The organism is Caulifigura coniformis (assembly GCF_007745175.1).
Classification (GTDB): Bacteria; Planctomycetota; Planctomycetia; order Planctomycetales; family Planctomycetaceae; genus Caulifigura; species Caulifigura coniformis.
On record NZ_CP036271.1, the window covers coordinates 2,464,948 to 2,488,738 of the forward strand.

Annotated in this window: 18 protein-coding genes; 8 read left to right on the forward strand and 10 right to left on the reverse strand. The window is 63.5% G+C overall.

The genetic code is table 11. The annotated features are described in order from the left end of the window. Positions 1-191: 191 nt before the first annotated feature. Both Pan44_RS09760 and Pan44_RS09765 read right to left on the reverse strand, forming a co-directional pair. Positions 192-554 carry an STAS domain-containing protein gene (locus Pan44_RS09760; protein ID WP_145029622.1) on the reverse strand — a complete coding sequence of 121 codons (363 nt, stop codon included), beginning with the start codon at positions 552-554 and terminating at the stop codon, positions 192-194. 45 nt (positions 555-599) lie between these two features. Next, on the reverse strand, positions 600-2,012 hold the full coding sequence (locus Pan44_RS09765; RefSeq protein WP_145029624.1) for a hypothetical protein: 1,413 nt from the start codon (positions 2,010-2,012) through the stop codon (positions 600-602). A gap of 341 nt (positions 2,013-2,353) precedes the next feature. Here Pan44_RS09765 and Pan44_RS09770 point away from each other — a divergent pair, with 341 nt between their 5' ends. Both Pan44_RS09770 and Pan44_RS09775 read left to right on the forward strand, forming a co-directional pair. Then, entirely contained in the window at positions 2,354-3,286 is a 933-nt protein-coding gene (locus Pan44_RS09770) for a histone deacetylase family protein (RefSeq protein WP_145029626.1), read from the forward strand. A 234-nt stretch (positions 3,287-3,520) separates the two neighbouring features. Continuing rightward, on the forward strand, positions 3,521-4,111 hold the full coding sequence (locus Pan44_RS09775) for a hypothetical protein (RefSeq protein WP_145029628.1): 591 nt from the start codon (positions 3,521-3,523) through the stop codon (positions 4,109-4,111). A gap of 205 nt (positions 4,112-4,316) precedes the next feature. On the opposite strand, the gene Pan44_RS09780 is transcribed toward Pan44_RS09775, so the two are convergent. Next, positions 4,317-5,828, reverse strand: coding sequence for a hypothetical protein (locus Pan44_RS09780; protein WP_145029630.1), 1,512 nt, complete (start codon positions 5,826-5,828; stop codon positions 4,317-4,319). 234 nt (positions 5,829-6,062) lie between these two features. Here Pan44_RS09780 and Pan44_RS09785 point away from each other — a divergent pair, with 234 nt between their 5' ends. Then, a complete protein-coding gene (locus Pan44_RS09785) occupies positions 6,063-7,886 on the forward strand; it encodes a S1 family peptidase (RefSeq protein WP_145029632.1) in 1,824 nt (607 codons plus the stop codon). A 223-nt stretch (positions 7,887-8,109) separates the two neighbouring features. Here Pan44_RS09785 and Pan44_RS09790 read toward each other — a convergent pair whose 3' ends face one another. Then, entirely contained in the window at positions 8,110-9,486 is a 1,377-nt protein-coding gene (locus tag Pan44_RS09790) for a hypothetical protein (protein ID WP_145029634.1), read from the reverse strand. A gap of 478 nt (positions 9,487-9,964) precedes the next feature. Between Pan44_RS09790 and Pan44_RS09795 the strand changes: the two genes are divergently transcribed. The 5 genes from Pan44_RS09795 (at position 9,965) to Pan44_RS09815 (ending at position 15,962) form a co-directional block, all read left to right on the forward strand. Beyond that, positions 9,965-10,798: a sugar phosphate isomerase/epimerase family protein gene (locus tag Pan44_RS09795; RefSeq protein ID WP_145029636.1), complete on the forward strand. Its 834-nt coding sequence runs from the start codon at positions 9,965-9,967 to the stop codon at positions 10,796-10,798. Between the two features lie 846 nt (positions 10,799-11,644). After that, positions 11,645-12,535, forward strand: coding sequence for a carboxylating nicotinate-nucleotide diphosphorylase (gene nadC, locus Pan44_RS09800; RefSeq protein ID WP_145029638.1), 891 nt, complete (start codon positions 11,645-11,647; stop codon positions 12,533-12,535). Positions 12,536-12,713: 178 nt separating this feature from the next. Next, positions 12,714-13,874, forward strand: a complete 1,161-nt coding sequence (locus tag Pan44_RS09805; protein WP_145029640.1) for a hypothetical protein — start codon at positions 12,714-12,716, stop codon at positions 13,872-13,874. Positions 13,875-13,935: 61 nt separating this feature from the next. Beyond that, the gene (locus Pan44_RS09810; protein ID WP_145029642.1) at positions 13,936-15,144 is read left to right on the forward strand and encodes an outer membrane protein assembly factor BamB family protein; all 1,209 of its coding nucleotides are present in this window, start codon (positions 13,936-13,938) and stop codon (positions 15,142-15,144) included. Between the two features lie 155 nt (positions 15,145-15,299). Continuing rightward, a complete protein-coding gene (locus Pan44_RS09815; protein ID WP_145029645.1) occupies positions 15,300-15,962 on the forward strand; it encodes a peptidoglycan recognition protein family protein in 663 nt (220 codons plus the stop codon). A 10-nt stretch (positions 15,963-15,972) separates the two neighbouring features. Here Pan44_RS09815 and cimA read toward each other — a convergent pair whose 3' ends face one another. The 6 genes from cimA to Pan44_RS09845 form a co-directional block, all read right to left on the reverse strand. Continuing rightward, positions 15,973-17,598, reverse strand: coding sequence for a citramalate synthase (cimA, locus tag Pan44_RS09820; protein WP_145029647.1), 1,626 nt, complete (start codon positions 17,596-17,598; stop codon positions 15,973-15,975). Positions 17,599-17,898: 300 nt separating this feature from the next. After that, positions 17,899-18,942, reverse strand: coding sequence for an ADP-ribosylglycohydrolase family protein (locus Pan44_RS09825; RefSeq protein ID WP_145029649.1), 1,044 nt, complete (start codon positions 18,940-18,942; stop codon positions 17,899-17,901). Between the two features lie 51 nt (positions 18,943-18,993). Further along, positions 18,994-20,520 (reverse strand): hypothetical protein, encoded by a 1,527-nt coding sequence (locus Pan44_RS09830; protein ID WP_145029651.1) that lies wholly within the window; start codon positions 20,518-20,520, stop codon positions 18,994-18,996. A gap of 281 nt (positions 20,521-20,801) precedes the next feature. Beyond that, positions 20,802-21,701, reverse strand: coding sequence for a S1C family serine protease (locus Pan44_RS09835; RefSeq protein ID WP_197453985.1), 900 nt, complete (start codon positions 21,699-21,701; stop codon positions 20,802-20,804). Between the two features lie 215 nt (positions 21,702-21,916). After that, positions 21,917-22,969, reverse strand: coding sequence for a phosphoribosylformylglycinamidine cyclo-ligase (gene purM / locus Pan44_RS09840; RefSeq protein ID WP_231754268.1), 1,053 nt, complete (start codon positions 22,967-22,969; stop codon positions 21,917-21,919). A gap of 133 nt (positions 22,970-23,102) precedes the next feature. Next, positions 23,103-23,525, reverse strand: coding sequence for a hypothetical protein (locus Pan44_RS09845; RefSeq protein WP_145029657.1), 423 nt, complete (start codon positions 23,523-23,525; stop codon positions 23,103-23,105). Between the last annotated feature and the right edge of the window lie 266 nt (positions 23,526-23,791).

Sequence of the window (23,791 nt, forward strand, 5' to 3'; positions counted from 1 at the left end):
AACCGGCCCTGAGCAACCTACGTTCGAGAATCGACCCGCGTTGGAAGTCACCGACAGACTGCCTCAACCGGCCCCCTGGCGTCACGCGCGCCCGAGCGGAATGCCGCCGGAAGATGCGACGGCCATGTGGCCCGCCTGAACGCCCTGCCCATTGGACGCTCGATCGACGCTTGCAGCGTCAGCGGCTGGAACTAAGGCAGAATGGCTTCGAGCGCTTCAGACTGGGTGTCGTAGATGGCCCAGAGGGTGTCGAGCGCCGTGATGCGAAGCATGTCGCGGGCGGCATTCTTCGCGCCGCACAGAACCATTTCGCCGCCGCGGGCTTTCACCTGCTTGTGAACCCTGAGGAGCAGGGCCAGGAACACCGACCCGAAGTACTTGATGCCCGTGAGATCGACGACGACCAGCGGCACCGGCATTTCACGAAGCGGCTTCAGGATCATCTGCGTGGTCTGTTCGATCACGTCCCAGTTGATCTGCTCGATGTCTACCGCCGGAAGTAGAACAACAGCATCTCCGTGCCATTCAATCCGGAAGTCTTCGCCAGCCGCCATCCTGTTCCCTCCTGAAACGATACGTTCGACTGACGCGGCCGGCGATCAATTGCCCGGTGCGCCCGCCTGCCCAACTGGAATCTGCCCTTGAGCCGCCTTGGGGGCCGGCGCGACGCCAAGATCGATCTCCGGACTTTGCGGCGTCGCCTTGCGGTCGGCCGGCTTGTTCTCTTCGAGCCACTTGCCGAGTGCTTCGATCGCCTTCGGGGACACCGGCGGCAACGAGGACGACTCGAGGAACGGCTTCACGACCGGCAGAACGACGTTCTTGTACGCGCCCGAAATCACCTCTTTGCCGCGCGGCGTGTTGAGGTGCATCAGCCCCCAGTGCTTGACCGTCTGGTCGGTGGCCGTGGGCGACTTGTACGCCACGTAAATCGTGTCGAACGCCCAGCGCCACGTCGACGGGGTCGCCTTGTCCGATCCGTTATAGGCCACGCACAACTCCTGCAGCAGGCGAACGGTCTCGTAGTTCACCAGTTCGACGTTCACCTTCTGGTCCAGCGGCAGCTGGGAGATGGCGCGGGCCGCGGCGGCGCGCACTTCCCAGTCGTCCTGGCGGTTCGTCAGGACCGACATCAGGGCATCGATCATCACCGGCCGGTATCCGGTCTCTTCATAGCGACCCGTGTAGCCCAGGGCCTCGACCAGCTTCCAGCGATACCACTTCCGGGCGAGAGGATTCTCGACCTTCTGTTTCAGCGCCAGCGCCAGCGTTTCGCCGATCCGCGATTTCTCGACGGTCGAAATGTCGCCGTCGCGCATCAGGCGTTCGAGGCCGCGCACCGCGATGATCCGCGACGAAATCGGCATCGCTTCATCGAGCAGCACCTTCATCAGGAACTGCCTCGCTTCGAGATAGGGCTGGGCCGGGGCCGGCGGGCGGGCCGTCAGGTTGGCCGGCTTGCCGTTCAGCCGCGCGACGAGCAGCACCAGCGAGTACTGCACGTTGGCCGGCTGGTCCTTGAGCATCGACTCGACCTGCTTCACCGTATTTTCCAGCAGGAAGTCGCGCGCCGCGGGAGACGTGCCCGGCGCCTCAATCGCCCGCGTGATGTTGTCGATGATGATCGCGTGGCGGTCGACGTTCTGTTCCAGCGTCAGACCGTTGATCTGGTTCTGCAGATGCTTCAGGAACTCCTTCTTCTCAGCGTCGCCGAAAGAAGCGGCTCCCAGCTTGCGATCGAAGTCGATGAACCGGCGCTTTTCGAGGGTCTTCCATTCCTCGAACGAGACCTTCGGATTCCAGCTGATATTCGCCGCGCGACGGCCTTCATCAAGGGCCGGTTCGTCTTTGCCTTCCTGGGCCGCGAGAGATCCCGGAGCAAGCGTGACAAAACTCAGCGACAGGCACGCCAGCAGCACCGGCAGACAACGCCGGCCGACAAAGCGGGACGCGAATCGAAATTTCTGCCGCACAACGGGCCCCTTCTCATCCGGCGGATGGTCGCAGAACATTCGCGGTCGATGTGTGAATCAGGAGATGCCAGCGTCTTGCAGGAATGTCCAAAAACGCTCGTCGGAATGACTGGGAAATGAGAGCGTCTGGAATTGAGCCGAACAAGCGGCAGGACGGTCGTCCGCCAATGATGCGGACGATCGCGAAGGGGTTGCAACGCAAATCTCGGCCTCGATACCGTACCAAGGCGTTTTTTCGGCTGCAAGCTGCTTGTTTCGTCGCCACCTGACCTTACGGCATGTCCGGGCAACCGTCTCACTCCGCAGGGACGGCCTGACCCGAACCGCCCGATCGCGCTCAACTGCCGCCGACTCGTTCAACATCCCGGTTGCGACTGGCCATGAGCCTGACTCTCTTCTCCGATCCGCTCTTTCTCGACCACAAGACCGGGCGGCACCCCGAGTCGCCGCAGCGCCTCGAAGCGATCCACACCCGGCTCACCGACGAACGAATGAAGCAGCTCGGCCGGCGAGGCGCGATCCGCCGGGCGACCCTCGAAGAGGTCACCCGCATTCACGGCCGCGACTATGTCGGGCGACTCGAAAAGCTGGCCGCCGCCGGAGGGGGCCGACTTGATGCCGACACCGTGATGTCGCCGGAAAGCTACGATGTGGCCATGACGGCCGCCGGCACCTCGATTGCCGCCGTCGACACCGTTCTCAAAGGCGACTCCACCCGGGCGCTCTGCCTGGCCCGCCCCCCGGGACACCATGCCCTGGCCGATGAGGCGATGGGATTCTGCCTGCTCAACAACGTTGCCATCGCCGCGGCACACGCCCGAACACACCACCAGCTCGACCGGGTCCTGATCGTCGACTGGGACATTCACCACGGAAATGGAACGCAGGACCTCTTTTACAGCGATGGGCAGGTCGTCTTTTTCTCGTCGCAGCGGTTCCCGTTCTGGCCCGGCACCGGTGCGAAGGACGAAACGGGGGTCGGGCCGGGGCTCGGCGCCACGTTCAACCTGCCCGTCGCCTACGGAACCGAACCGGCCGATTTCCAGAAAGCATTTGAGTCCCGGCTGAACGCGGCGGTCCGCCGCGCGAAACCCCAGCTGATCCTGCTCAGCGCCGGCTTCGACGCCCACCGCGACGACCCGATCGGCGATCTCGGGCTCGGCAATGAGGATTTTGAGATCCTGACCCGGCGGCTGTGCGAGGTCGCCGACGCGGAATGCGGCGGAAAACTGGTGAGCCTCCTGGAAGGGGGCTACAACGTCGACCGCCTGGCTGAGTGCGTCGACCTCCACGCGGAAGGTCTTTCCCGATAGCACCTTGCGATGCTCCGCCAGCAGAAGCCCGGGCCAGCTTGCCGGCCGAACGTGAAGCGGGCGACCCCATCCCCCTTCGATACTTCCCGAAAAATCTGACGAACCGTCACAAATTGCCAAAGGAGAACAATCGCCCTCGCCGATACACAGGACACCGGCTGTTTCTCTGTTCGTGTTGCCAGGCAGGCCTCGAACCGAACGGACGCCGGGCAAATCCCCCCGGAGGCGATTCGGATGCCCAAGCTGTCACATGGATTGAAGAAGTTCGCTCTGGCAGCCGTCCTTGGGCTTGTCACTGTTCAGTCGAGCGGATGCTCACTGTTCTACTGGGCGTTGAAAGACGCCTGGATCGCCGGGACGTTTTTCGGCACGACCCCTCTGATTCCGGTCACGCCGTACTACAGCCAGATGATTGAAGACACGTACTGGGAAGAGGAACGGTACAAGAAGGTGCCGATTCTCGACCCCGTCGAAGGCGAGAACGCTCCGTTGTTCTGCGTCGACAACCCGTCGGAAGACGAAGTCATGCGGGCCCTGCCTGATATGACCTCCGGCGGCGTCGCCTTCCTCGCCGAAACCAGCCGCAACAACGTCCGGATGGTCGTCGACCTGATCGTCGACCGCCTCGATGAATGCCGCTTCTATCCCCAGGCCGGCCCGGCCCGGCTGCACCACTGCCACTACAAGGCGACGGTGTACTACGAAGAAGTGAAGCGTTCCAACTGGCCCATCCCGTTCACCCACGTCGACCAGCGTGAAGAAGTGGTCTACATCGACCACGACCACCTGATCCGCTGTGCCGGACCGGACGCGAACTCGCCTTAACGAGCCGCAGCCATTCCCGAGACAACACAACCCGCGTGCAGACATGTCTGCACGCGGGTTGTTTCGTTGTCGGCCGGAGAGCGGTCACATTGCGCAGGAAACCCGCGGCTGGATCACGTTGTGATCCACAAACGGCGAGGGAAGAGGGGAGGGCACCCGCCGGGCCGTGAATGCGGCCGGCGAGGCGCCTGAAGGAACGGAGCGCCTACTCTCTGGCGACGCGGTCGATCCTCGCGCCGATGGCGTTCATCGTCGTCCGCAACTCCACGATCCCCGCTTCGACCAGTTCCGGCGGGCAAAGGGCCGTCTTCTCGTCAACGTCCGTGCGCTGCACGATCAGCCGGGGAACCATCCGGACCTTCGGAGGCTCGTTGCCGACCACCGGCACGTGAATCTCGATGGCGTCACGGAGGTCCTCGGGCGTCGGCTCCCAGTCGAGCCGCCGCCATTCCATCGGATGGACGGCCCCGATCCATTCGAGCCCCAGGGCCCCCTGCCGAATCTCGAGCGCGCCGAGCGGGGCATCGCCCAGCTTGGCAAGATCGTCGACGCTCGCCCCGTGCTTCTCCGACTTCCCCCCGCCCAGAAGCGTGTATTCGACTTCATAGGTCCGGATGATGAAGTTGTGCGTCGTCTGCCAGTGCTGGGTGATCCGGATTGGCCGATAGCTGGCGGCCGAGTGATCGAACGCCGCGTTCACCGCCCCCAGTGTCACCGCGCCGGCCAGTCCGCCCAGGAAAGCGCCCCCCAGACCCGCCAGGACGAATCCGCTCGTCTTCAGCGTCTTCTGCTTGCGCTGTTCGAACCACACCAGCCACGTCAGCCCGACCGCGCCGAGCAGCATGCCGACGCCGAGGAACGGCGCCGAAGCGGCCCAGCTCCATTCCTGCGGCATGCAGCATTCAATCACGTAGATGCCGAGGATCAGGAACCAGATGCACAGCAGCACAATGACGCTGATCAACAGGGCCTTGAGAGGCGAAACGCCCGACAGTGGGCGGCCGTCACGGGTGATGAAGTCCCGATCCGGGTCGAGGCCCAGGAAGCCATAGAGTTTGAGCGAGTCCGGCCCCTTGCCCGGCAGCCGGACCAGTGTCACGTAGTCTCCCGCATCCACGCCGGGATCGAACTTCGGAAGCTGCGAAGCGCTCCACTGATCTTCCGACAGCACCGCCGTCCGCTCGATCTTGCGCGTTTCCGGATCCTCATACTCGACCGCCACGAGGTACCGGAAAAACTCCGTGATCCCTTTCGTCTGCGGATCGACCACCGCCTGGATTGGCGTGAACACGCCGAGGACCCGGCCCACGATCGGCTCCCCGTCAATCACGTAAGTCAGCCGCGCCTTCGAGAGCCGGTTGATGATGGCCACCAGGAAGGCGATCGCGATCAGTCCGTAACCGATCCACGAGAGATAGGCCAGTGGCAGGATGTGGAACGACAGCTTCTTGACGAACGCGAAGGGCGCAAAAATCCGGCAGCCGATCCCCAGCACGAACAACGTGAGAACCGTGCTCCAGCGGCGGCGGCCGAACGAACCCGTCCTCAGCCGCTGCGGAATCGGCCGGGGAGGCACGGGATCGAACTCGTCGCCATGATCGAAGTCGGGCGGGGGGGTGAACGGACCCAGACGCTCCGACAGCGCCTCGAGATTGACTTGACCCGTGTCGCCGACGAGCGGGCCGCTGGCATCCGGCGGGGGAGGAGTCTGGTCCATTAAAGCGGCCTCGCTACGACCCGGAAGACGTCCACTCTGGATGTGGTGATACCGGCGAACGCGGGCGCCGGCAAGCAGACGACCGCTCCAGAGAGAGTTGTCCCAGGGAGATGCGAATTGCCTTCGGAGTCTGATGTGATGCAGACAAAGGTTGCTGCGAAGCGTCACGATCAATGATGATGACGAAGCAGGGCAGGGCGTCTTTCCCGGATCTCTCAGTATGCGAGCCGAGCCATGAAGCGCGTGATTTCGACCGCCCTGCTGGGCGTTCTCTCTGTTGCCACACTTGCGGTCGCTGCCGAACCAGTCGCGGAAGTCCTCGACGCCTGCAAGCGTTCGACGGCGATGGTCGTGGTGCGAAACGGCCGCAGCAATGGCACGGCCTTCTGCATCCACAATGGCGAGTACTTCCTCACGAACTTTCGCGCCGTGGGTCGCGAGAAGGCCTGCGAACTGATCGTGTTTCCGGGCCAGCCCGATCAGAAGCGGGTTTCAGCCACGATCGAACGGATCGATGAGGAGTCCGATCTGGCCCTGTTGAGGATTGAACCGGCGCTGACCGTTCCGTCTCTCGCATTGCAGCAGGTCGCCGCGGTGAAGGAGGCCGAGGAACTGGTCGCGCTGAGTTATCCTGCCGGGACTCCGTCGGGCGCGGACAAAGGGGCGACGCCGTCGATTTCTGTCTTTGTCGGCCGCGCGACGGCGATCAGGCGGACTGACGGAGTGATCGATTCCATCGACTTCGATGCCAGAATCGATCCGCGCAACGCGGGCTGCCCTGTGCTGAACTCTCAAGGCGAAGTCGTTGGCATCATCCGGAGGAAGGCTTCGGGAGCGGAGATCGTTGCGGTTTCGAAGCTCCAGAAGTTTTTGAAGGAGCCGCTGATTGCCGTCCGTTTTCCACCGGTTCTCGACGAAGGGGAGTCAGCGAAGTTCGCCCTGGAGTTCGTTCCGATTCTGGCGTCGCCTGGCAATGCCCAGGTGGAACTCGAATTGGGAGAGGCCGATCATGAAAAGCAGAAGGCCGCGTTGCGTTCGGACGATGGTCGTCACTACGAGGCGACGTTGATTGCCGTTCCGCGAATTGAAGATCGCAGGGAGGTGCAGATTCGCGCGGAGTTTGGCGACAACGGCCTTCTTGCAGGCATGATCGCGAACGCCGAACTGCGGATCGATGGCCAGCCTTTTCGACTCAGCCTGATCCGGCGCATCGAGCGAACAGCCGAAGGTTGGGACGTTGTGCTGCGGGATCGCAGCCGGAAATCGACGACGCAGCTGACCGGGCTGCCGGGGGAAATCCGCCTCGATGGGGTCGCCGTCGCGACGGACCTGTCACGCGCTGGAATTGTCACCATCGACGCCCTCGAGTCGCCGACCGTCGACTACGCCGTGAGGGTGACGGATGCCGGCAAGGAGTTCGTCGAGCGATCCGGGCAGATTCCCATTCATGGTCGCCGGCCGCGTGCCAGAACTCCGGCTGAGTCGGTCCCTCCCTCTCTCGAGAGCTGGGCCTTTCTCGGGGAGAACCTGACGCTTCCGGAGTACTTCACGTCGACCTCGCCGCTCAAGCGGACGCCGGATCGTGGGGTGAGAATCCTGGATGAGGGGGGCGTGATCCAGGGGCGGGATCAGGACCTGCTGTCGCGAAACTTCGAGTTCAACGCGGTCATCGCGTTCCAGCCCGACGACAAGATTGCTTATCTGGGGCTCGGGCCGGGACTGAAAGACAGGTCGTACAACGGCCTCACGGATTCGATCTATCTCAGGCTTCATGCTCCGACATTCGCGAATGGCCTTGTCGGAATGCAGAACTGGAACAAGGGACAGACGACCCTCGGCCATCTCGGCTCTCAAACCATGCACGCCGTGCGGATCGAGAAACTGGGAGACTCGCTGACGTTCTCCGTTGATCCCGGAAACGACGGGCCATCGGATGACGATCTCAACGTGACTTATCCGAGCCTGAGTCAACTGGCCCCTTACCTGACGGCCGGGAAGTGTGGCGTGTTCTTTTCCGGAACTGGCACGCTGGTGAAGGCGCGAATGGAACTGAAGTAGTCCGCGCGAACGCGTCCGGGCACGCTCCGTTCTGGCCACGCGTTCAACGAAACAAGGCCGACCCGGAAAGTCCGGGCCGGCCTTGCGAGAGGTCGAACCATTTCGGTGGCGTCGTTGACGTTCCCTTACCCGCCCGCTGGCAGGACTCGGGTCATCAGTCGCCATCCCTGGCGTTCTTGACGGATGCTCCTCACGCCGAACTGGCAATCAACGCAGCTTCGACTTAGTTCGTGCAGGTTTCGCCGGGAACCGCACACGTCGGGGCCGAGCAGGTCGGCACGCAGGGGTCCACCACGACGCACGGGTCGCAGGGGATCTGGCGGCAGACGGTCTTCGGCACGCAGCGGGTCTTCTTCACGGCGATCGTGCGGGGCACGCAGTACGACTTCGTCACATACCGCGTGTCACACACCGTGCGGGGCACGCAGTACGGAATCTTGCGGGTCCGCACTTCCTGCGTGTAGGAGCAGGTCGTGTAAGGAACGCGGCAGGTGCGGGTTTCGCACGTGTACGTGCAGGTCGTGTACGGAACCTGGCGGGAGATCGTCTCGCAGGTCCACGTGCAGGTCGTGTGGGGAACCTTCTTCGTCCGGCATTCACGCACCATGCTGCAGGTCGTGTACGGGACTTTGCAGGTCCGCTGCTCGCAGGTCCACGTGCAGGTCGTGCACGGAACCTTCTTCGTGCAGCTCACCGGGACGGTGCGGCAGGTCGTGTACGGAACCTTGCAGGTCCGCACTTCCGGAACCATCCGGGTGCAGCAGATCTGCTTGGTGATCGTCCTCGGGCAGCACACCTGGCGGCAGACCCACCGGCCGCTCGGGCTCGGGCAGCACTCCGAAGGAGCGGCACAGGCCGGAGCTTCGCAGGTCGGGGCACATGTCGCCGGAGCGGCGCAGGTCACCGGAACGCAGGGATCGCACGGGATCCACTCGCGAACGGTCTTCATCTCGTTGATGGTCTCGCAGACGGTCTTCGTTTCCGAAACCGGCTTGCACACGGTGTAGCAGTGATCGCGGTAGCAGGTCTGGTACTCCGTCTTGTACGACGTGTAGCAGACGTCCTTGTAGATCGTGTTGTACACCGGCTTGCGGACCGTGTAGCAGTGGTCGCGGTAGCAGGTGTTGTACACCGGCTTGCAGACCGTGTAGCACACGTCGCGGTAGCACGTGTTGTAGACCGGCTTGCGGACCGTGCAGCACACCGTGCGGTAGCACGTCTGGTACCGCGGAACGCGGACCGTGTAGCACTTCTCGCGGTAGCAGGTCTGGTACACCGGCTTGCAGACCGTGTAGCACTCGTCGCGGTAGCACGTGTCGTACACGGTGCGCTGGCAGGTCACCGGCACCTTCTCGCAGCAGATGTCGTTGACGGTGACGCAGTCCGTGTATTCCTCGGTGCACCACACCGTCTCGGTGACCGTCTTGTACTGCGGGCAGGAGGCGACTCGGGCCTCGGTGTACTCACCGCAGGGCTCGCACGACTTCGATGGACAACACCGATACCGTCCCATTCCGCAGAACAGGCCGGCTTCGGCTTCCGCACCAATGAGCGCCAGGAGCATGGCGGCCATCAGTGGCGCAAGACAGAAGCGTTTCATGGTTCGAATCCTCTCTCAGATTCCACGATGCAACGGGCCCGACACGGAATCCCGTCCCCTCATCGATCGGCCGGCAATCTTTGCCGACATGAGCCGACCTGCCCCCGTTGCGTGGATTGCCCGGCTTTACTCATCACCGTCCGCGTCGTATCCGGTTTGCCCCGCAAGCTCGGCAGTTTCAGCCGGTTGGATAGACGCGCCAGAACCCCGACTATTGAATCGTCGAATGGCCGAACGAACCTTCAGCGCGTTCACTCCGCTTCGACCGTCACCATTCCTCCCCGCCTGCCCACATCGGTATCGTGCGCGCATCCCGAACAACCGGACTTCACCAACATCGCGCCCAGACATGACACGTCATGGCGCCACGCTTCAGGTTTCGCAGCGGAAGGGCAACTTGAGCAGAAGTTCCCAGAGTTTTGAGCCCTCCTGTCGCGGCCCTACCCACTACCCACTCTCCACCACCCACTGCGCAACCATGAAATACGCCCTTTGCCAGGAACTCTTCGAAAACCGCAGCTGGGAAGACCAGTGCAGGACCATGGCCCGGCTCGGCTACACCGGGGCGGAGGTCGCTCCCTTTTCCATCTGCGCCCATCCCCGGGACCTGCTCCCCACCGACCGGCACCGACTGCGTGAAACGGCCGAGACCCACGGGGTCGAGATCATCGGGCTCCACTGGCTGCTCGCGAAGACCGCGGGTTTCCACCTCACCGCCGACGACCCGCGCATTCGCGCCGCCACCGCCGACTACCTCTCCCTCCTGGCGGACCTCTGCGCCGACCTGGGGGGAACAATCATGGTCTTCGGTTCGCCGGCGCAGCGCTCGCTGCGGGAAGGTCTTTCCCGCGAGGAGGGAATCGACCGCGCCGTCGAGACGTTCAAGGCCTGCATGCCGCGCCTCGGCGAACGCGGAGTCACCCTCTGCCTGGAGCCGCTGACGACGAAGGAGACCAACTTCATCAACACGTGCGCGGACGCCGCCGAGATCATCGAACGCGTGAATCTTCCCGCCATCGCGCTCCATCAGGATGTGAAGGCGATGCTCGGTGAAGAGACTCCGATCCCCGCGCTGATCGATCGCTTCAAGTCGATCACGAAGCACTTCCACGTGAACGACTCGAACCTGCTCGGCCCCGGGATGGGCGAGACCGACTACCTCCCGATCTTCCGCGCACTGCGCGACTCGCGCTACGACGGATGGATCTCCGTCGAAGTCTTCGACTACTCGCCAGGCGCCGATCACATCGCGCGCGAGAGCATCGAGTACATGCACCGCATCAATGCGCAGCTCGATGGCGCGAGCGCATGAAGCCAGCGTTCTCACGCGAACACGCACCCCGGCTGCTCCACGGCAGCCGGGGTGCTTTGCATTGACGACACGCATTTCGCAAGGCAAATCGCAGGGCGCGAGCGTTGTCGTCTTCAGCGGCGCATCGAGCGCGGCGCAGTGCATGCGATCTCTTCAGCAGCGATGGACGGCCGCGCGCGAGCGTGCTGCACGGCGCACGATCGCTGCTCTTCGACCCGGCGAGCGCGCAGCACTGAGCAGTGGCGATGCGCGCGAATGATCCTCGCGCGAGCGCGCTCTCATGCACGAACAGCGCCGCGCGACGCGTGAACAACTCGCGCGCCACTTGAACCGAAATGTTCAAACTCTGTGGAAAAAAGACTTGCGTCACTTAGAGCAATGCTTACGATGACGCCGTTCGATGTGTCCTCGATCACAAGTCGACGGGCGTCGCACCAAGAGAGAAACGAATCTCTCGAAGTGGATCAGACGCAGACGGGTGGGAAAGACACGCGGCTCACTACGGTTGGTGAGCCAACGTTTCACTGGTAGTGATGCTCAAACCGAATTTGCCCGGTAGCAGCGGTTCGATCATCACACGGGGCTCTGACTAAGGAGTGACTACGATGGCTAAGAAGAAAGCAGCAGCGAAGAAGGCTCCCGCCAAGAAGAAGGCCGCTGGCAAGAAGAAGTAATTCTTCTCCGGCTTCGCAAGATGCCTGAAAGCGGCCGATCACTCGGCCGCTTTCATCTTTTGATGAACGTCAAAAAGCCCGCAGGTTCCAACCCGTGGGCTTTTCTTTTGCGCGGCGGCGCCCGCAGAATGCCGTGATTCTCCACGCCAGATGCATTCCTTCCACGTGCCGCATGTCTCCAGTTTTTGACGAATCCGAGCGCCGCGCCGCTCTTGAACTGATCCACCTGGCCCTGAACGAAGACCTCGCCGACCGCGGCGACCTCACCACGGCGGCCATCATCCCCCCCTCGGCACAGGGGGCCGTGAGCATCGTCGCCCGCAGGCCGGGCATCGTCAGCGGACTCCCGATCGTGCCGCTCGTCTTCCAGAAAGTCGACCCCCAGGTCCGCGTCGAACTGCAGGTTGCCGACGGCGACCGCGTCGACCGCGGAACGGTCACCGCCGTCCTCACCGGCTCGACACGATCCCTCCTCATCGGCGAACGCACGGCCCTCAACTTCCTCACGCACCTCAGCGGAGTCGCGTCGCTCACGCGGAAGTTCGTCGACCTCGCACACGGAACCCGCGCGAAGATCCTCGACACGCGCAAGACGCTCCCCGGCTGGAGGGCCCTCGAGAAGTACGCCGTGCGATGCGGCGGCGGAGTGAACCATCGCATGGGCCTCTACGACGGAGTGCTCATCAAGGACAACCACCTCGCCGCCTGGATCGGACTCGAGGATCGCCCCACGCTCCGCGAAGCCGTCACCCGCGCGCGGACGACATCGCCAGCCGGCGTCACCATCGAGGTGGAAGTCGATTCGCTCGCGCAGCTGCAGGACGTGCTGCAGGCCGCGCCGGATATCGTGCTGCTCGACAACATGCCGCCCGACATGATGCGGGAGGCCATTGCCCTCCGCGACCAGCAGGCGCCGCAGGTCCGGCTCGAAGCCTCCGGCAGCGTGACGCTCGACTCGGTGGCTGCGATCGCCGCCACCGGCGTCGATCGCATCAGCATCGGCGCGCTGACTCACTCCGCCCCCGCGCTCGACCTCGCCTTCGACTGGGGAGCGCTGGCGTAAGCCGACATCGGGCGACCGGCCTGCTCGATCGTCATCGCGCGGCCGCCGCGTTGAAACAGCGCACCTGCTGGCCTCCTGGGCAGAACCCGATTGAAGATTGGGAAAACCCGATCTACGCTGCGCTGTCCGCAATCACGACGCTCTCCTGCGGACGAACCAGCAGCAAGCGGAGATTCCCGTGGTGCGTGCGTGCCTGATCATCCTGACGCTGACGGGGCCGGCCTTCCTGGCCGCAGCGGCAGATTCCACTGCCTCCCTGATCGAGACCATCAGGAAAGTTTCCGACAAAGGACAGGGTCACAAGGCGGCCGTGGCCGCGGCGAGTCAGCTGTCCCAGTCGCCCCCCGCTGAGTTGCCCTCCCTGCTCAAGGCGATGAACGACGCGGGCCCCCTCGCCCGCAACTGGCTGCGCGGCGCGTTTGAAACCGTCGCCGCGCGATCGGTGAACGACTCCGCCTTCCCGAAGGCCGAGCTCATCGCCTTCTTCAACGATCATGGCAACAACCCGGCCATCCGCAGGCTCGCATTCGAGTGGATCGCCAAAGCCGATCCGGCATTTGCCGGGAAGACGATCCCGGAATCCCTGGCCGACCCCAGCAGCGAGATGCGGCGCGACGCCGTGGCCCATTTTATCGCCCTCGCGAAAGACCTGGCTGCGAAGGACGACAAGGACGCGGCCCGGACCGCCTGGGAGAAGGCGCTCTCCGGCGCCAGCGATGACGACCAGCTCAAGCTGATCTCGAAAACGCTGAAAGAAACCTACGACCAGGAAGTGAACCTGATCCAGCACAACGGGCTGATCGTCGACTGGCGGCTGATCGGCCCCTTCGACAACAAGGGAAAGAAGGGCTTCGACGTCGCCTATCCCCCCGAGAAAGAGGTCGACTTCTCGAAGACGTACCCGGCCGAGTTCGAGGGCATGACCAACGAACTGAAATGGACGAAGCTGACGGGCGAAAACCCGGAAGGCCTCTTCGACATCGCGAAGCTCACCGCCCCGCACAAAGGGGCGATCACCTATGCGGCCCACGAGTTTCTCAGCGACAGGGATCAGCCCGTCGAATTCCGGTTCGCGACTCCGAACGCCTGGAAGCTGTGGCTCAACGGCGAACTGCTGTTCGGCCGCGAGGAATATCACCGGGGCATGTTCTACGACATGTACCAGGTTCGCGGCCGGCTCAAGACCGGGAAAAACCTGATCCTGCTCAAGGTGCTGCAGAACGAGCAGAAGGAAGACTGGGCCCAGGCATGGACGTTCCAGTTCCGCGCCTGCGACCTCGCGGGCCGTGCGCTCAGGCCGGCCGGAAACACGGCCTCCCTCGACAGCTCGACGAAGTGACGCCGTTGATCAACTTGTGAAGTCCCGACGGCCAATGCCGTCGGACTGGAGGAACAGGGTCATGCTGCTGCGGTACGCAACGTGTTTGAGCATCGCCATCGCCGGGTCGATGGCGACAGCGGAATGGCGCGGGTTCCGGGGAACGGAATCGACCGCCGTGGCGACCACCCCCGCGCCGACCTCGTGGTCCGACACCGAGAACATCGCCTGGAAGGCCGATCTGCCAGGCCGCGGCCTGTCGAGCCCGATTATCGTCGGCGATCGCGTCTTCCTGACGGCCTCCAGCGGCGGCCGACAGGACCGACTGCATGTTCTCTGCTTCGACGACTCGAAGGGGAACCTCCTGTGGGAGCGCCAGTTCTGGGCCACCGGTCGCACCATCGCCCACCCCACCACCTGTAACGCCGCGCCCACTCCCGTGAGCGACGGCCAGCGGATCTATGCCTTCTACTCCAGCAACGACCTCGTCTGTCTCGACCTCGATGGCAATCTGCAGTGGTTCCGCGGACTGACGCACGACTATCCGAACGCCAGCAACAGCCTTGGAATGTCGTCCTCGTTGATCGTCGCGCACGGGGTGGTGATCGCGATGGTCGAGAATGACACCGATTCCCTCACCACCGGCATCGATTCCCTCACGGGCGAAGAACTCTGGAAACTGAACCGGCCGCGGAAAGCCAACTGGACGTCTCCCGTCCACTGGAAGGGAAACACTCCTGAAGACGACCTGGTGCTGATCCAGTCGTCGGCCGGAGTGGTCGCGATCGCCCCCCGAACGGGTGAAACGAAATGGTCGTTCGACGATGGCGCGTCCACCGTGCCGTCACTCGTGGTGGCCGACGGAGTGGCCTACGTCCCGTCACATGGAATCACGGCCATCAAGCCGGGCGAATCGACCCCCAATGTCGCCGAGATCGTCTGGCAGGAAGGGGGACTTAACCCGGGAACGAGTAGCCTCGTGGTCCATAAGGACAAGGTCTATCTGATCTCGGACGCCGGAGTCCTCAGCTGCGCCGACGCGAAAACCGGCAAGCGGGAATACCAGTCGCGCCTGCCGAAAGGCCACTGCAGCGGCTCGCCCGTGATCTCCGGCGATCATCTCTACGTCTTCAACGAGGAAGGGAACGGCATCGTGGTCGACCTGACCAACAAGGGGAAGGTCGTCCACCAGCACAGTTTCGGGCAGTCGATTCTCTGCACGGCCGCGATCTCCGAGGGAGCCCTCTACGTCCGCAGCGACAAGACGCTCTGGAAGATCGCCGCGAAGTAATAACACCGGCGTTGATCGACTCGGCCGCTCACCGTCCGCCAGCGGCATCAATCACCGGCCCGCGAGACCGAATCTGGACTCTCATTGACCGCTCCGGCGAATGCGGCCTAGAAGCTGGCGTGACCTCTCACGTCCAAGTCTGATCCGCGTCCGGCATGCCCCGTTTCCAGTTCCTTATCGCCCTCGCAGCCATCGCGCTGGCGGTCTGCCTCAGCGGATGCGGCCCCGAGCCCTCCGCCCACGCGCAGGTGCCCACGGCCATCCGGAAACGCCCTCGACCCGCCACCTCACCGGCCCCCGCCGTGTCTCCGAGCCCCGCGCCGCCGGCAGCGCCGCAAAAATCGCCCCCCCCGACGACCGCGTCAGGGGAAGGATGGTCTCCGCCCGTTCCGCTGCGGGACTGGGAGTTCCTCGTCGTCCATCACACCGCCACTGATACAGGGGACGTCGCCACGATCAACAAAGAGCATCAGAAGCGGAAAGACTCGACCGGCGCCGCGTGGCGCGGCATCGGCTACCACTTCCTCATCGGCAACGGGAAGGGAATGCCCGACGGCGCGATCGAACCCACCTTCCGCTGGACGGAACAGTCCGACGGCGCCCACGCCGGATCACTGCGGCACAACGAACGCGGAATCGGGATCTGCCTCGTCGGCAACTTCAACAAGTCAGCTCCCACGAAAAAACAGCTCGCGGCCCTGAAGAACCTGATGGCCTGGCTCCAGAAGGAAACCGGCATCCCCAACGAGCGCATCCTGAGGCACAGCGACATCAAGCCAACTGCCTGCCCCGGAAAGAAGCTGCCGCTGCTCCGATGAGCGGGACCTTTCAAGTCAGCTGGCCGTTGTCCTTCAGCAGCTTGTAGTCGATCGCATCCGCCAGAGCCTGCCAGCTCGCCTCGATCACGTTCTCGCTGACGCCGATCGTGCTCCACACGTCCTGGTCGTCCGCGCTCTCGATCACCACGCGCACCTTCGCGGCTGTCCCCTCCGTCGAATTGATCACCCGCACCTTGTAATCCACCAGCCGCATCGTCGAGAGCTGCGGATACGCGGGCACCAGGGCTTTCCGCAGGGCATTGTCGAGCGCATTGACGGGGCCGTCCCCTTCGCCCGCCACGAGTTCGATGCGATTTCCGACCTGAACCTTCACCGTCGCCTGCGTCATCGGCAGGGCAGGCCGGGCGCCGGGCGAATCCAGTCCCGAGGCGTCCATCTGCACCACGACGTGGTAATGCAACCGCCGGAACTTCGGCTCGTACTGGCCGATCTCCTTCTTCACCAGCAGGTCGAACGACGCTTCGGCCGCTTCGAACTGGTAACCCTCGGCCTCGAGTTCGACGACCCGGTCCAGGATCCGCTTCATCAGGGCGTTGTCGTCGCCCAGGTTGAACTTGGTCGTCTTGGCCATGATGTTCGACCGGCCCGACAACTCGCTCACCAGGATCCGCCGCTCATTGCCGACGACGGCCGGATCGATGTGTTCGTAGCTGTGGGCGATGCGGTTCACCGCGTGAACATGCATTCCCCCCTTGTGCGCGAACGCGCTGCGGCCGACGAACGGCTGCCCGTTCCGGAAGTTCATATTCGCCAGCTCGTACACGTACCGGGAGATCTCCGTCAGCCGGCCGACGCCTCCCTCCGCCAGCACCTGGCGCCCCTTCTTGAGGGCCAGATTCGCCGCGACGCTCACGAGATCCGCGTTGCCGCACCGCTCGCCGATGCCGTTGATCGTTCCCTGCACCTGCACCGCGCCCGAATCGACCGCCTTCAGCGAGTTCGCGACGGCGACTTCACAGTCGTTATGGCAGTGGATGCCGAACGGAACCGTCACGTGCGGACGGATGCTGTCGATTGTGGCCGCGATCTTCTCCGGCAGGCTCCCCCCATTGGTGTCGCAGAAGATCACCATGTCGACGCCCCCCTCGATCGCCGCCCGGATCGTCTTCGTCGCGTAATCCGGGTTGGCCTGGTAACCGTCGAAGAAGTGTTCGGCGTCGTAGAACACCGTCCGCCCTTCCGACTTCAGATAGGCGATCGAGTCGCGGATCATCGCCAGGTTCTCCTCCAGCGATACCCGCAGCACTTCGGTCACATGCAGGTCCCACGTCTTGCCGACGACCGTGCAGACCGGCGCCTTCGATTTGACGAGCGCCTGGAGTCCCTGGTCCTCCGAGGCGGCGATTCCCTTGCGCCGCGTCATCCCGAAGGCGACGACCTTCGCGTTCGCAAGCGGCCGCGTCCCGCCGCCATGCAGCTCGGGAACTCCCTCCGCCACGCGCTGGAAGTATTCGGAGTCCTTCTCGTTGGAGGCCGGGAATCCTCCTTCAATGAAGTCGAAGCCCAGTTCATCGAGCATGCTGGTGATCAGCAACTTGTCCTGGAGGGAGAAGTTGACCCCCTCTCCCTGGCTGCCGTCGCGGAGCGTTGTGTCGTAGAGCTGGATGCGCATGATTCGCCTTCAGTGAACCGACCCACGGCAGACCTCTGCCCGGGCCAACAAAAAAACCCCTCAGGTCTGGCGACCTGAGGGGTTCGGAATTCGATCGATCCTCAGCGTCGCTCAGTGGTCGAAATCCCGATAATCGAAATCAGTCCGAATTCTCGGGCCGTCGACGAGCGGGACACGACAGGGGTCAGCGACACAGAAAAACCTTTGGGCCCATCGCAGGAACAGGCAGGAGGAATGGGAAAAGGCTACACCGCAGGCCGGCGGGCGTCAAATCGCATTTCCGGCGGTTGGACATCCCGGCGACTACCAGGGTGGCGCGAGTCGGCGGAGCCCGTGGGCCAGGACGACGACCGCAAAAAGGGCATTCCTGCAGAAGAGCGGCGCCAACTGGAGTTCAACAGGCTTCTCACTGCCGTGCTGACGAGCGAGTTGAGATCCGAGAGATCTCATCCATGCGATCGACCGCGGTGGATCCCGCAGATCCCGTAGAAGATCGGACGGCAATCCATTCTCGCCGACTCTGCATCCCACAATGCCGCCCGTGATTGCGGCCATCGTGTCGGTATCTCCACCAAGAACGATCACGCTGGTCACAGCGTTCATGTAATCATCCGGCGAAGTGAGCCACGCGTGAATCGCCACAGGCACGGACGTGAGCACAAAGCCGGTCACTTTTTTCGTTGAGCCGAGTGATCGGGCAAACGCCTCTGTGCTCTCGCCGCGGACAACGCTCTCGGCGGCACGTCGCATGATGTCGGCGCAGTCTTGCTCAAGGCAGGGAATCGCTTCGGCAAGAAAACGCATCGAAAGCTGACCGGAGGGGATCAAGCGCTTCGACGAGAGCCGCGCGGCCATCGCGACGGCCTTCGCGCCGTCGATGGCTCGCGGATCAGTGTGCGTCATCCGGGAAGAGCGTCGGACCAACTCCAGACAATGTTCCTTCGATTCCACGCAACTGCCGATGATGGAGGCTCGCATCGAGGGCCCATTTCCGGCCGATCGGACTCCGCTGCGGGACGGAGGGATTCCGAGACAGAGTTTCAGGCAGGCCTTCAACGTCGCCAACCCGATCCCGGCCGGAAGCATGAGAAACCAGCGGCGGAGCCTGCGGGCAAGTTCTCTCTCGAAACGATCCACGTCGCCGCCCGATTGGATCAGCGATTGTGAAACAAGGCACAAGTGCTCCGTGTCGTCGGAAACGAGTCCCCGTCGCCCCAGCATTCGGAATCGGTCGGGTGATCCAAGCAGCCTGGCCGCCCGCTGCTTCGAAAGCCCCTCATACGGCAGCCCAAGCGCATCACCAACCGCTGCTCCGAGCAGACACCCAATGACCGCGTCTTCATTCATCCGTCAATTGCTACCACACCGGAAATGGTTTCCTGCTACGACGTTCTCCAACTACGCCGAAACATCGACGGCCAGTGGGGACGAAATCTGAGAAGCGATCAGAATCCGCCGCATTCCCTCCGCCGCGTGCGCTAGAACGGGGAGGAGCAGGGGGATCGGAAACCGGTCTCCCGCGGCAATCGGCACGTACCAGGCGAAGAGAACCCAGGCGACGAACACCCACCCGAGCAGCAGCCACTTCGCGGGACGCCGTTCAAACCACAGCCCGATCCCGCACGAGATTGCGATCGGCAGCCCGAAAATCACGCGCCCGTCATCGAGCCCCTGCGGCCCGAGCATCCGCAGCATGATGAACGCTTCCCACACCAGCCCCCGCAATTCACGATCGATCAGGTCTCCGAAGGAATGCCGCTTGAAAAAACTCTCGGCCGCTTCGCCCGTCGTGACGCCTCCCTGGACGAGGTTGTCGAACTCACCGTAGCTGTCGGCAAACAGCAGCAGTGAGTTGACGTTGTGAAACGGATTGCCGAACGCACGCAGGTTCCGTTCGAGCAGCGGCTCCGAAACCGCCAGGAAGCCCATCACCCCGCAGATCATGGCGACCACCCACTGCCGGAACGGATACGCCTCGACGAGGGAAATGACGCCGTTGTCTTCGACCTCCTGCGGAATGTCGTCGCCGCCGCGCGGCCGGCATTGCCACGCCAGCCACGCCAGAAAGACGCCGAAGAACACGAGCCCCGTCCCCTTCGTCAGAAACGAAAGCCCGAGCAGAGTCGAGGCGACGAGAATCCGCCAGCGTCGCCGGCCCAGGCTCCGGCTCGCCGTCGGTGCAGGCAGCAGCACGAAATACGCGAGTGACACGAGCCAGATCAGGAGCGTCTCGCAGACGACCATCACCGAGAACTGCCCGAGATTGAAGTTCATGCCGAGCAACATCGCGAAAATCCCGGCCGTCAGCAGGGAGAACCGGCGGAAAACCATCCACACCCCGGTGACGAACGCGGCGACGCCAAACGTCCACGCCAGTGTCCGCCCCCAACGCTCATCGGGGCGCCAGGCAAGGAGGGTCAGGAACAGCGGATGACGATTGTCTTCACGAAACCGGCCCGAGCGGAGGTCGGACATCACAGAGAGTACGGTATACAGCGGCCCCTCCGCTCTCTGCATTCTGTCCGCACGCTCGAGGTACGCCCCCTGGTCGTCCAGGTGCACCGGCGGAGGCGTAAGTGCATTTGAAAAGACGTTGGCGGAAAAACAGATCGCTCCGCTGACCAGCATCGTCACCGCGAGCGCCGTGAAGCGTCCGCCCCCCGGACACCCGGCACTCCGGGACTCGCAGCCCTCAATCCTGTTCCACAGACCTGCCAGGCCAAGCTTTCGCAGGGGCCAGGTCACGAGTGCGGGAACGAAGGCGGACAGGCCGAGCCACACGCCGGCCGTCACAGCCGCAATGGCGGCAGCCTGGGGAACGATCGATCCACCGGCAATCCCGATCAGCCACGCTTCCATGGCCGCGACGATGCAGAGTGCCGCAGTGACGAGCGCCGCGATGCGGAACGACAGTCGATTCGACATGCGGGGCGGTGGAACGGCGGGCCGGGTCTTTTGAATTCGAAGAACGTCCACAGTCTACGCGATTCATGGACGGCTTCGATGGAAACCCTTCAGCAGATTCATTCCGGGCACCGCGCAAGAGCTCAACGACGACCTTCCCACGAACTCAGCCCCGCGAGGGGCGACACATCCATTCCGCGAACCGGCCCGGTTCTGAAGAACGCCCGCTTCTCGCCTCTCTCACGTTCGACCTCCGCCGATGCCGCGAATGTCGCCCACACCTCACCCGAACGAAACGCGTGCTAATCCCACCGCATCCCGAGTTCCACCTCGATCTTGCGGGTCGCCCCCGCGCGAATGATCTCCAGCGTCACCACTTTCCCCGGAAGCTCCTGCCCGACCAGTTCGGTCAGTCGATCGATCGTTCGCACTTCCTTCGCCTGGAAGAGAACCACAATGTCCCCCACCTGCACCCCGGCCTTCTCCGCCGGTTCGCCCGGAAACACCTTGGTCACCTTCAACCCCAGCCCGCCCGTATTGGGCACGCCGGTCAAACCCAGCAGCGCACCGCTGTGCCCCGCAAAATCCTCCCCGTTCTTCAGGCGGTCCCACTCATCACGATAGACCGAGATCGGCACGTGAAAGTTGTAGTTCGCCGCCTCGCCGATCCGGCTGTGAATCGCGATCACCTTGCCCGACATCTCGAACAGTGGGCCGCCGGAATCGCCGCCCACGAGTTCGCAGTCGGTCTGCAGAAATCGCTTGCGCGAGATGATCGTCCGCCCCAGCCGGGCAACGACCCCGCGCTTCGCGTCATACCCGCCGGGATGCCCCAGCGCCAGGCACCACGTTCCCGGATAGGGAATGTCGTCGTTGGCCAGGGGAGCGAACGGCCATTTGCGGTCGCCCGGGAGCTGGATCATCCCCGAGTCGAGCGAGCGGTTGCGTCCCAGAGTTTCCCCGGTCACCCGGGTTCCATCCCACAGCGTCACTTCGACATTTCTGCCGGGACGATTGATGACATGGCCCGCGGTCAGGATCAGCCCGTCTTCAGAAACGATCACTCCCGATCCATACGCCCGCCCGACGCGGAGGGCGACCGTCGCCTTGCGGCAACGCTCCACCAGCTTCGTGACGTGCTCTTCAATCAGCCGGGCATCTTCAATCGATTCCGGGACCGACTTCTTGAAGACCGATGGCACCGAGAGTGCCTCGGCCGAACCGGCCTCCGGCTTCGCAGCGGGTTTGGTTGCGGAAGTTTCGTCCGCGCGGGACGTGACGCCAGCGATCGTGAGCAGGAACAGGCAAACCAGCCGGCCACATCGACGCCAGACCTGTGCTGGATCAACCGACGAACCGCGGCGGCGGGAATCCAAACAGCGAGAACCGTCCCTGGACATGGCCTTCCCGCCTCCCTTCATCCCCGATACGTCGCGTTCGTTTCACCGGCCTGCACCTCGCCAACGATCCACGAAGCGAATCCCGATTCCTTCGCGAGCGCCTGCACACGATCGGCCGCGGCCGCATCCACGAACAGCACCAGGCCGATCCCCATGTTAAAGACGCGGAACATCTCTTCGCGATCGACGTTTCCGATCCGCTGCAGCCATTCGAAAACAGGCGGCGCCGTCCAGCTGCCGCGATCGACCACGAGCTTGCACCCTTCCGGCAGCACGCGCACCGCGTTGTCCGCAAGGCCTCCCCCCGTAATGTGGGCGATCGCCGTCACATTGTCCCGTTCCTTGCCGAGCACCGTCGACACGAGCCTGGCGTAGATCTGCGTCGGAGTCAGCAGGACGTCGGCCACCGTCTGCTTCAGTTCCGCCACGTAGTCGTCAATGCCGTAGCGGCCGTGATCGAACACGATCTTGCGGACGAGGCTGTAGCCATTGGAATGCAACCCGGTCGACGCAATGCCGACCATCACGTTCCCCGGCCGCACCCGTTTGCCATCCAGCAGTTGCGACCGTTCGGCCACGCCGACGCAGAACCCCGCGAGGTCGAAATCAGCCGGAGCATACAGGTCCGGCATGATCGCCGTTTCACCGCCGAGAAGCGCCGCCCCCGCCTGCTCGCAGCCGTCGCACACCCCTTTGACGATGTTCGCGATCAGGTCCGGGTTGTCTTTCCCGAGGGCCAGGTAGTCCAGGAAGAACAGCGGCTCCGCCCCCAGGCACAGGCAGTCGTTGACGCACATCCCGACCAGGTCGATCCCGATCGTGTCGTAGCGCCTGGCCATCGCGGCCACTTTGATCTTCGTCCCGACCCCGTCGGTCCCCGAGATCAGCACCGGGTCTTCGTACTTCTTCCCCTCGCCAAACAGCCGGAACAACCCCGCAAAGCCCCCCGGCAGCGGCATCACCCGCCCGGTATTGGTCTTCTTCATCATGGCCGGCAGCCGGTCCATCGCCTGTTCATACAGGTCGAGATCGACGCCAGCGGAGCGGTAGGTGAGCGGTTCGGAGGACACGAGGAAGCTCAGAGCTCTAGAAATCGAAGCGGGGAATCTCTCTAGCATACTTCTGGCCGGAAATCACCGACAGTCGCGGCCGGTGATTCGCGACTGCGGCAATCCGCATTCCCACAAATGACGGGTATTCAGCTCAGAAGAAAACCCAGTAGACCCACGCGGCGACGCACAGTGCGAGGCACATGCCGCCAACAAGCAAAATCGTGCGAAAAGCGCCGAGTGGCTCGAAGGGGCCCTCGACACACCGCCCCGTCAGCGTCTCGCGGCGAATAAAGCTGTCAAAGCCGATGTCCGAATCACTTGTCAGTAATGCCTCAAGCCCCAAGTTGAAGTCCTTGAAGCGACGGGCGGCATCGTCTTCCAGCGCTGCGTTGAGAATGATGACTCCCAGTTTCAACGCGCCTGCCTGGGTCGCCTCAACACCGCTTTCATCCAGCCCGCCTCCAATCTGCCGAATTCGAACACTCTCCGCCGGCGCCGACACGAGTGAGTTCAGTGCCGCGACCAGCCGCCGAATCTCCAACAGGTCCAGTTCGGTTTTCAGGTGTTCCGTCATCACTGGCTGCCCCGGTACACGTGCCGCATTCCTCGTTCCCAAGCTCCAGCTTGGGAACGCACCCGCCCCGAAGCTCCGCTTCGAGGCGCCGAGCCCCCGACATTCCCACGGTCGCCCGCCCCCGTGGCAACTTCCGCCCCATTTTCACCTCGTTGCAATCCCCCCCCTCCGGGATACGATTGCCGAGTGGTTAGTTTGGTGGTGTCGAAACTACCACCACAAGTATGAATTCCGGTGGGCGCGATCATGCGATCCCCCTTGCGTCC

What these genes read in the sequence shown, in the direction of transcription:
- Pan44_RS09760 (WP_145029622.1), bottom strand. Translation starts at nt 554, where the DNA reads ATGGCGGCTGGCGAAGACTTCCGGATTGAATGGCACGGAGATGCTGTT.
- Pan44_RS09765 (WP_145029624.1), bottom strand. Translation starts at nt 2,012, where the DNA reads ATGTTCTGCGACCATCCGCCGGATGAGAAGGGGCCCGTTGTGCGGCAG.
- Pan44_RS09770 (WP_145029626.1), top strand. Translation starts at nt 2,354, where the DNA reads ATGAGCCTGACTCTCTTCTCCGATCCGCTCTTTCTCGACCACAAGACC.
- Pan44_RS09775 (WP_145029628.1), top strand. Translation starts at nt 3,521, where the DNA reads ATGCCCAAGCTGTCACATGGATTGAAGAAGTTCGCTCTGGCAGCCGTC.
- Pan44_RS09780 (WP_145029630.1), bottom strand. Translation starts at nt 5,828, where the DNA reads ATGGACCAGACTCCTCCCCCGCCGGATGCCAGCGGCCCGCTCGTCGGC.
- Pan44_RS09785 (WP_145029632.1), top strand. Translation starts at nt 6,063, where the DNA reads ATGAAGCGCGTGATTTCGACCGCCCTGCTGGGCGTTCTCTCTGTTGCC.
- Pan44_RS09790 (WP_145029634.1), bottom strand. Translation starts at nt 9,486, where the DNA reads ATGAAACGCTTCTGTCTTGCGCCACTGATGGCCGCCATGCTCCTGGCG.
- Pan44_RS09795 (WP_145029636.1), top strand. Translation starts at nt 9,965, where the DNA reads ATGAAATACGCCCTTTGCCAGGAACTCTTCGAAAACCGCAGCTGGGAA.
- nadC (WP_145029638.1), top strand. Translation starts at nt 11,645, where the DNA reads ATGTCTCCAGTTTTTGACGAATCCGAGCGCCGCGCCGCTCTTGAACTG.
- Pan44_RS09810 (WP_145029642.1), top strand. Translation starts at nt 13,936, where the DNA reads ATGCTGCTGCGGTACGCAACGTGTTTGAGCATCGCCATCGCCGGGTCG.
- Pan44_RS09815 (WP_145029645.1), top strand. Translation starts at nt 15,300, where the DNA reads ATGCCCCGTTTCCAGTTCCTTATCGCCCTCGCAGCCATCGCGCTGGCG.
- Pan44_RS09825 (WP_145029649.1), bottom strand. Translation starts at nt 18,942, where the DNA reads ATGAATGAAGACGCGGTCATTGGGTGTCTGCTCGGAGCAGCGGTTGGT.
- Pan44_RS09830 (WP_145029651.1), bottom strand. Translation starts at nt 20,520, where the DNA reads ATGTCGAATCGACTGTCGTTCCGCATCGCGGCGCTCGTCACTGCGGCA.
- Pan44_RS09845 (WP_145029657.1), bottom strand. Translation starts at nt 23,525, where the DNA reads ATGACGGAACACCTGAAAACCGAACTGGACCTGTTGGAGATTCGGCGG.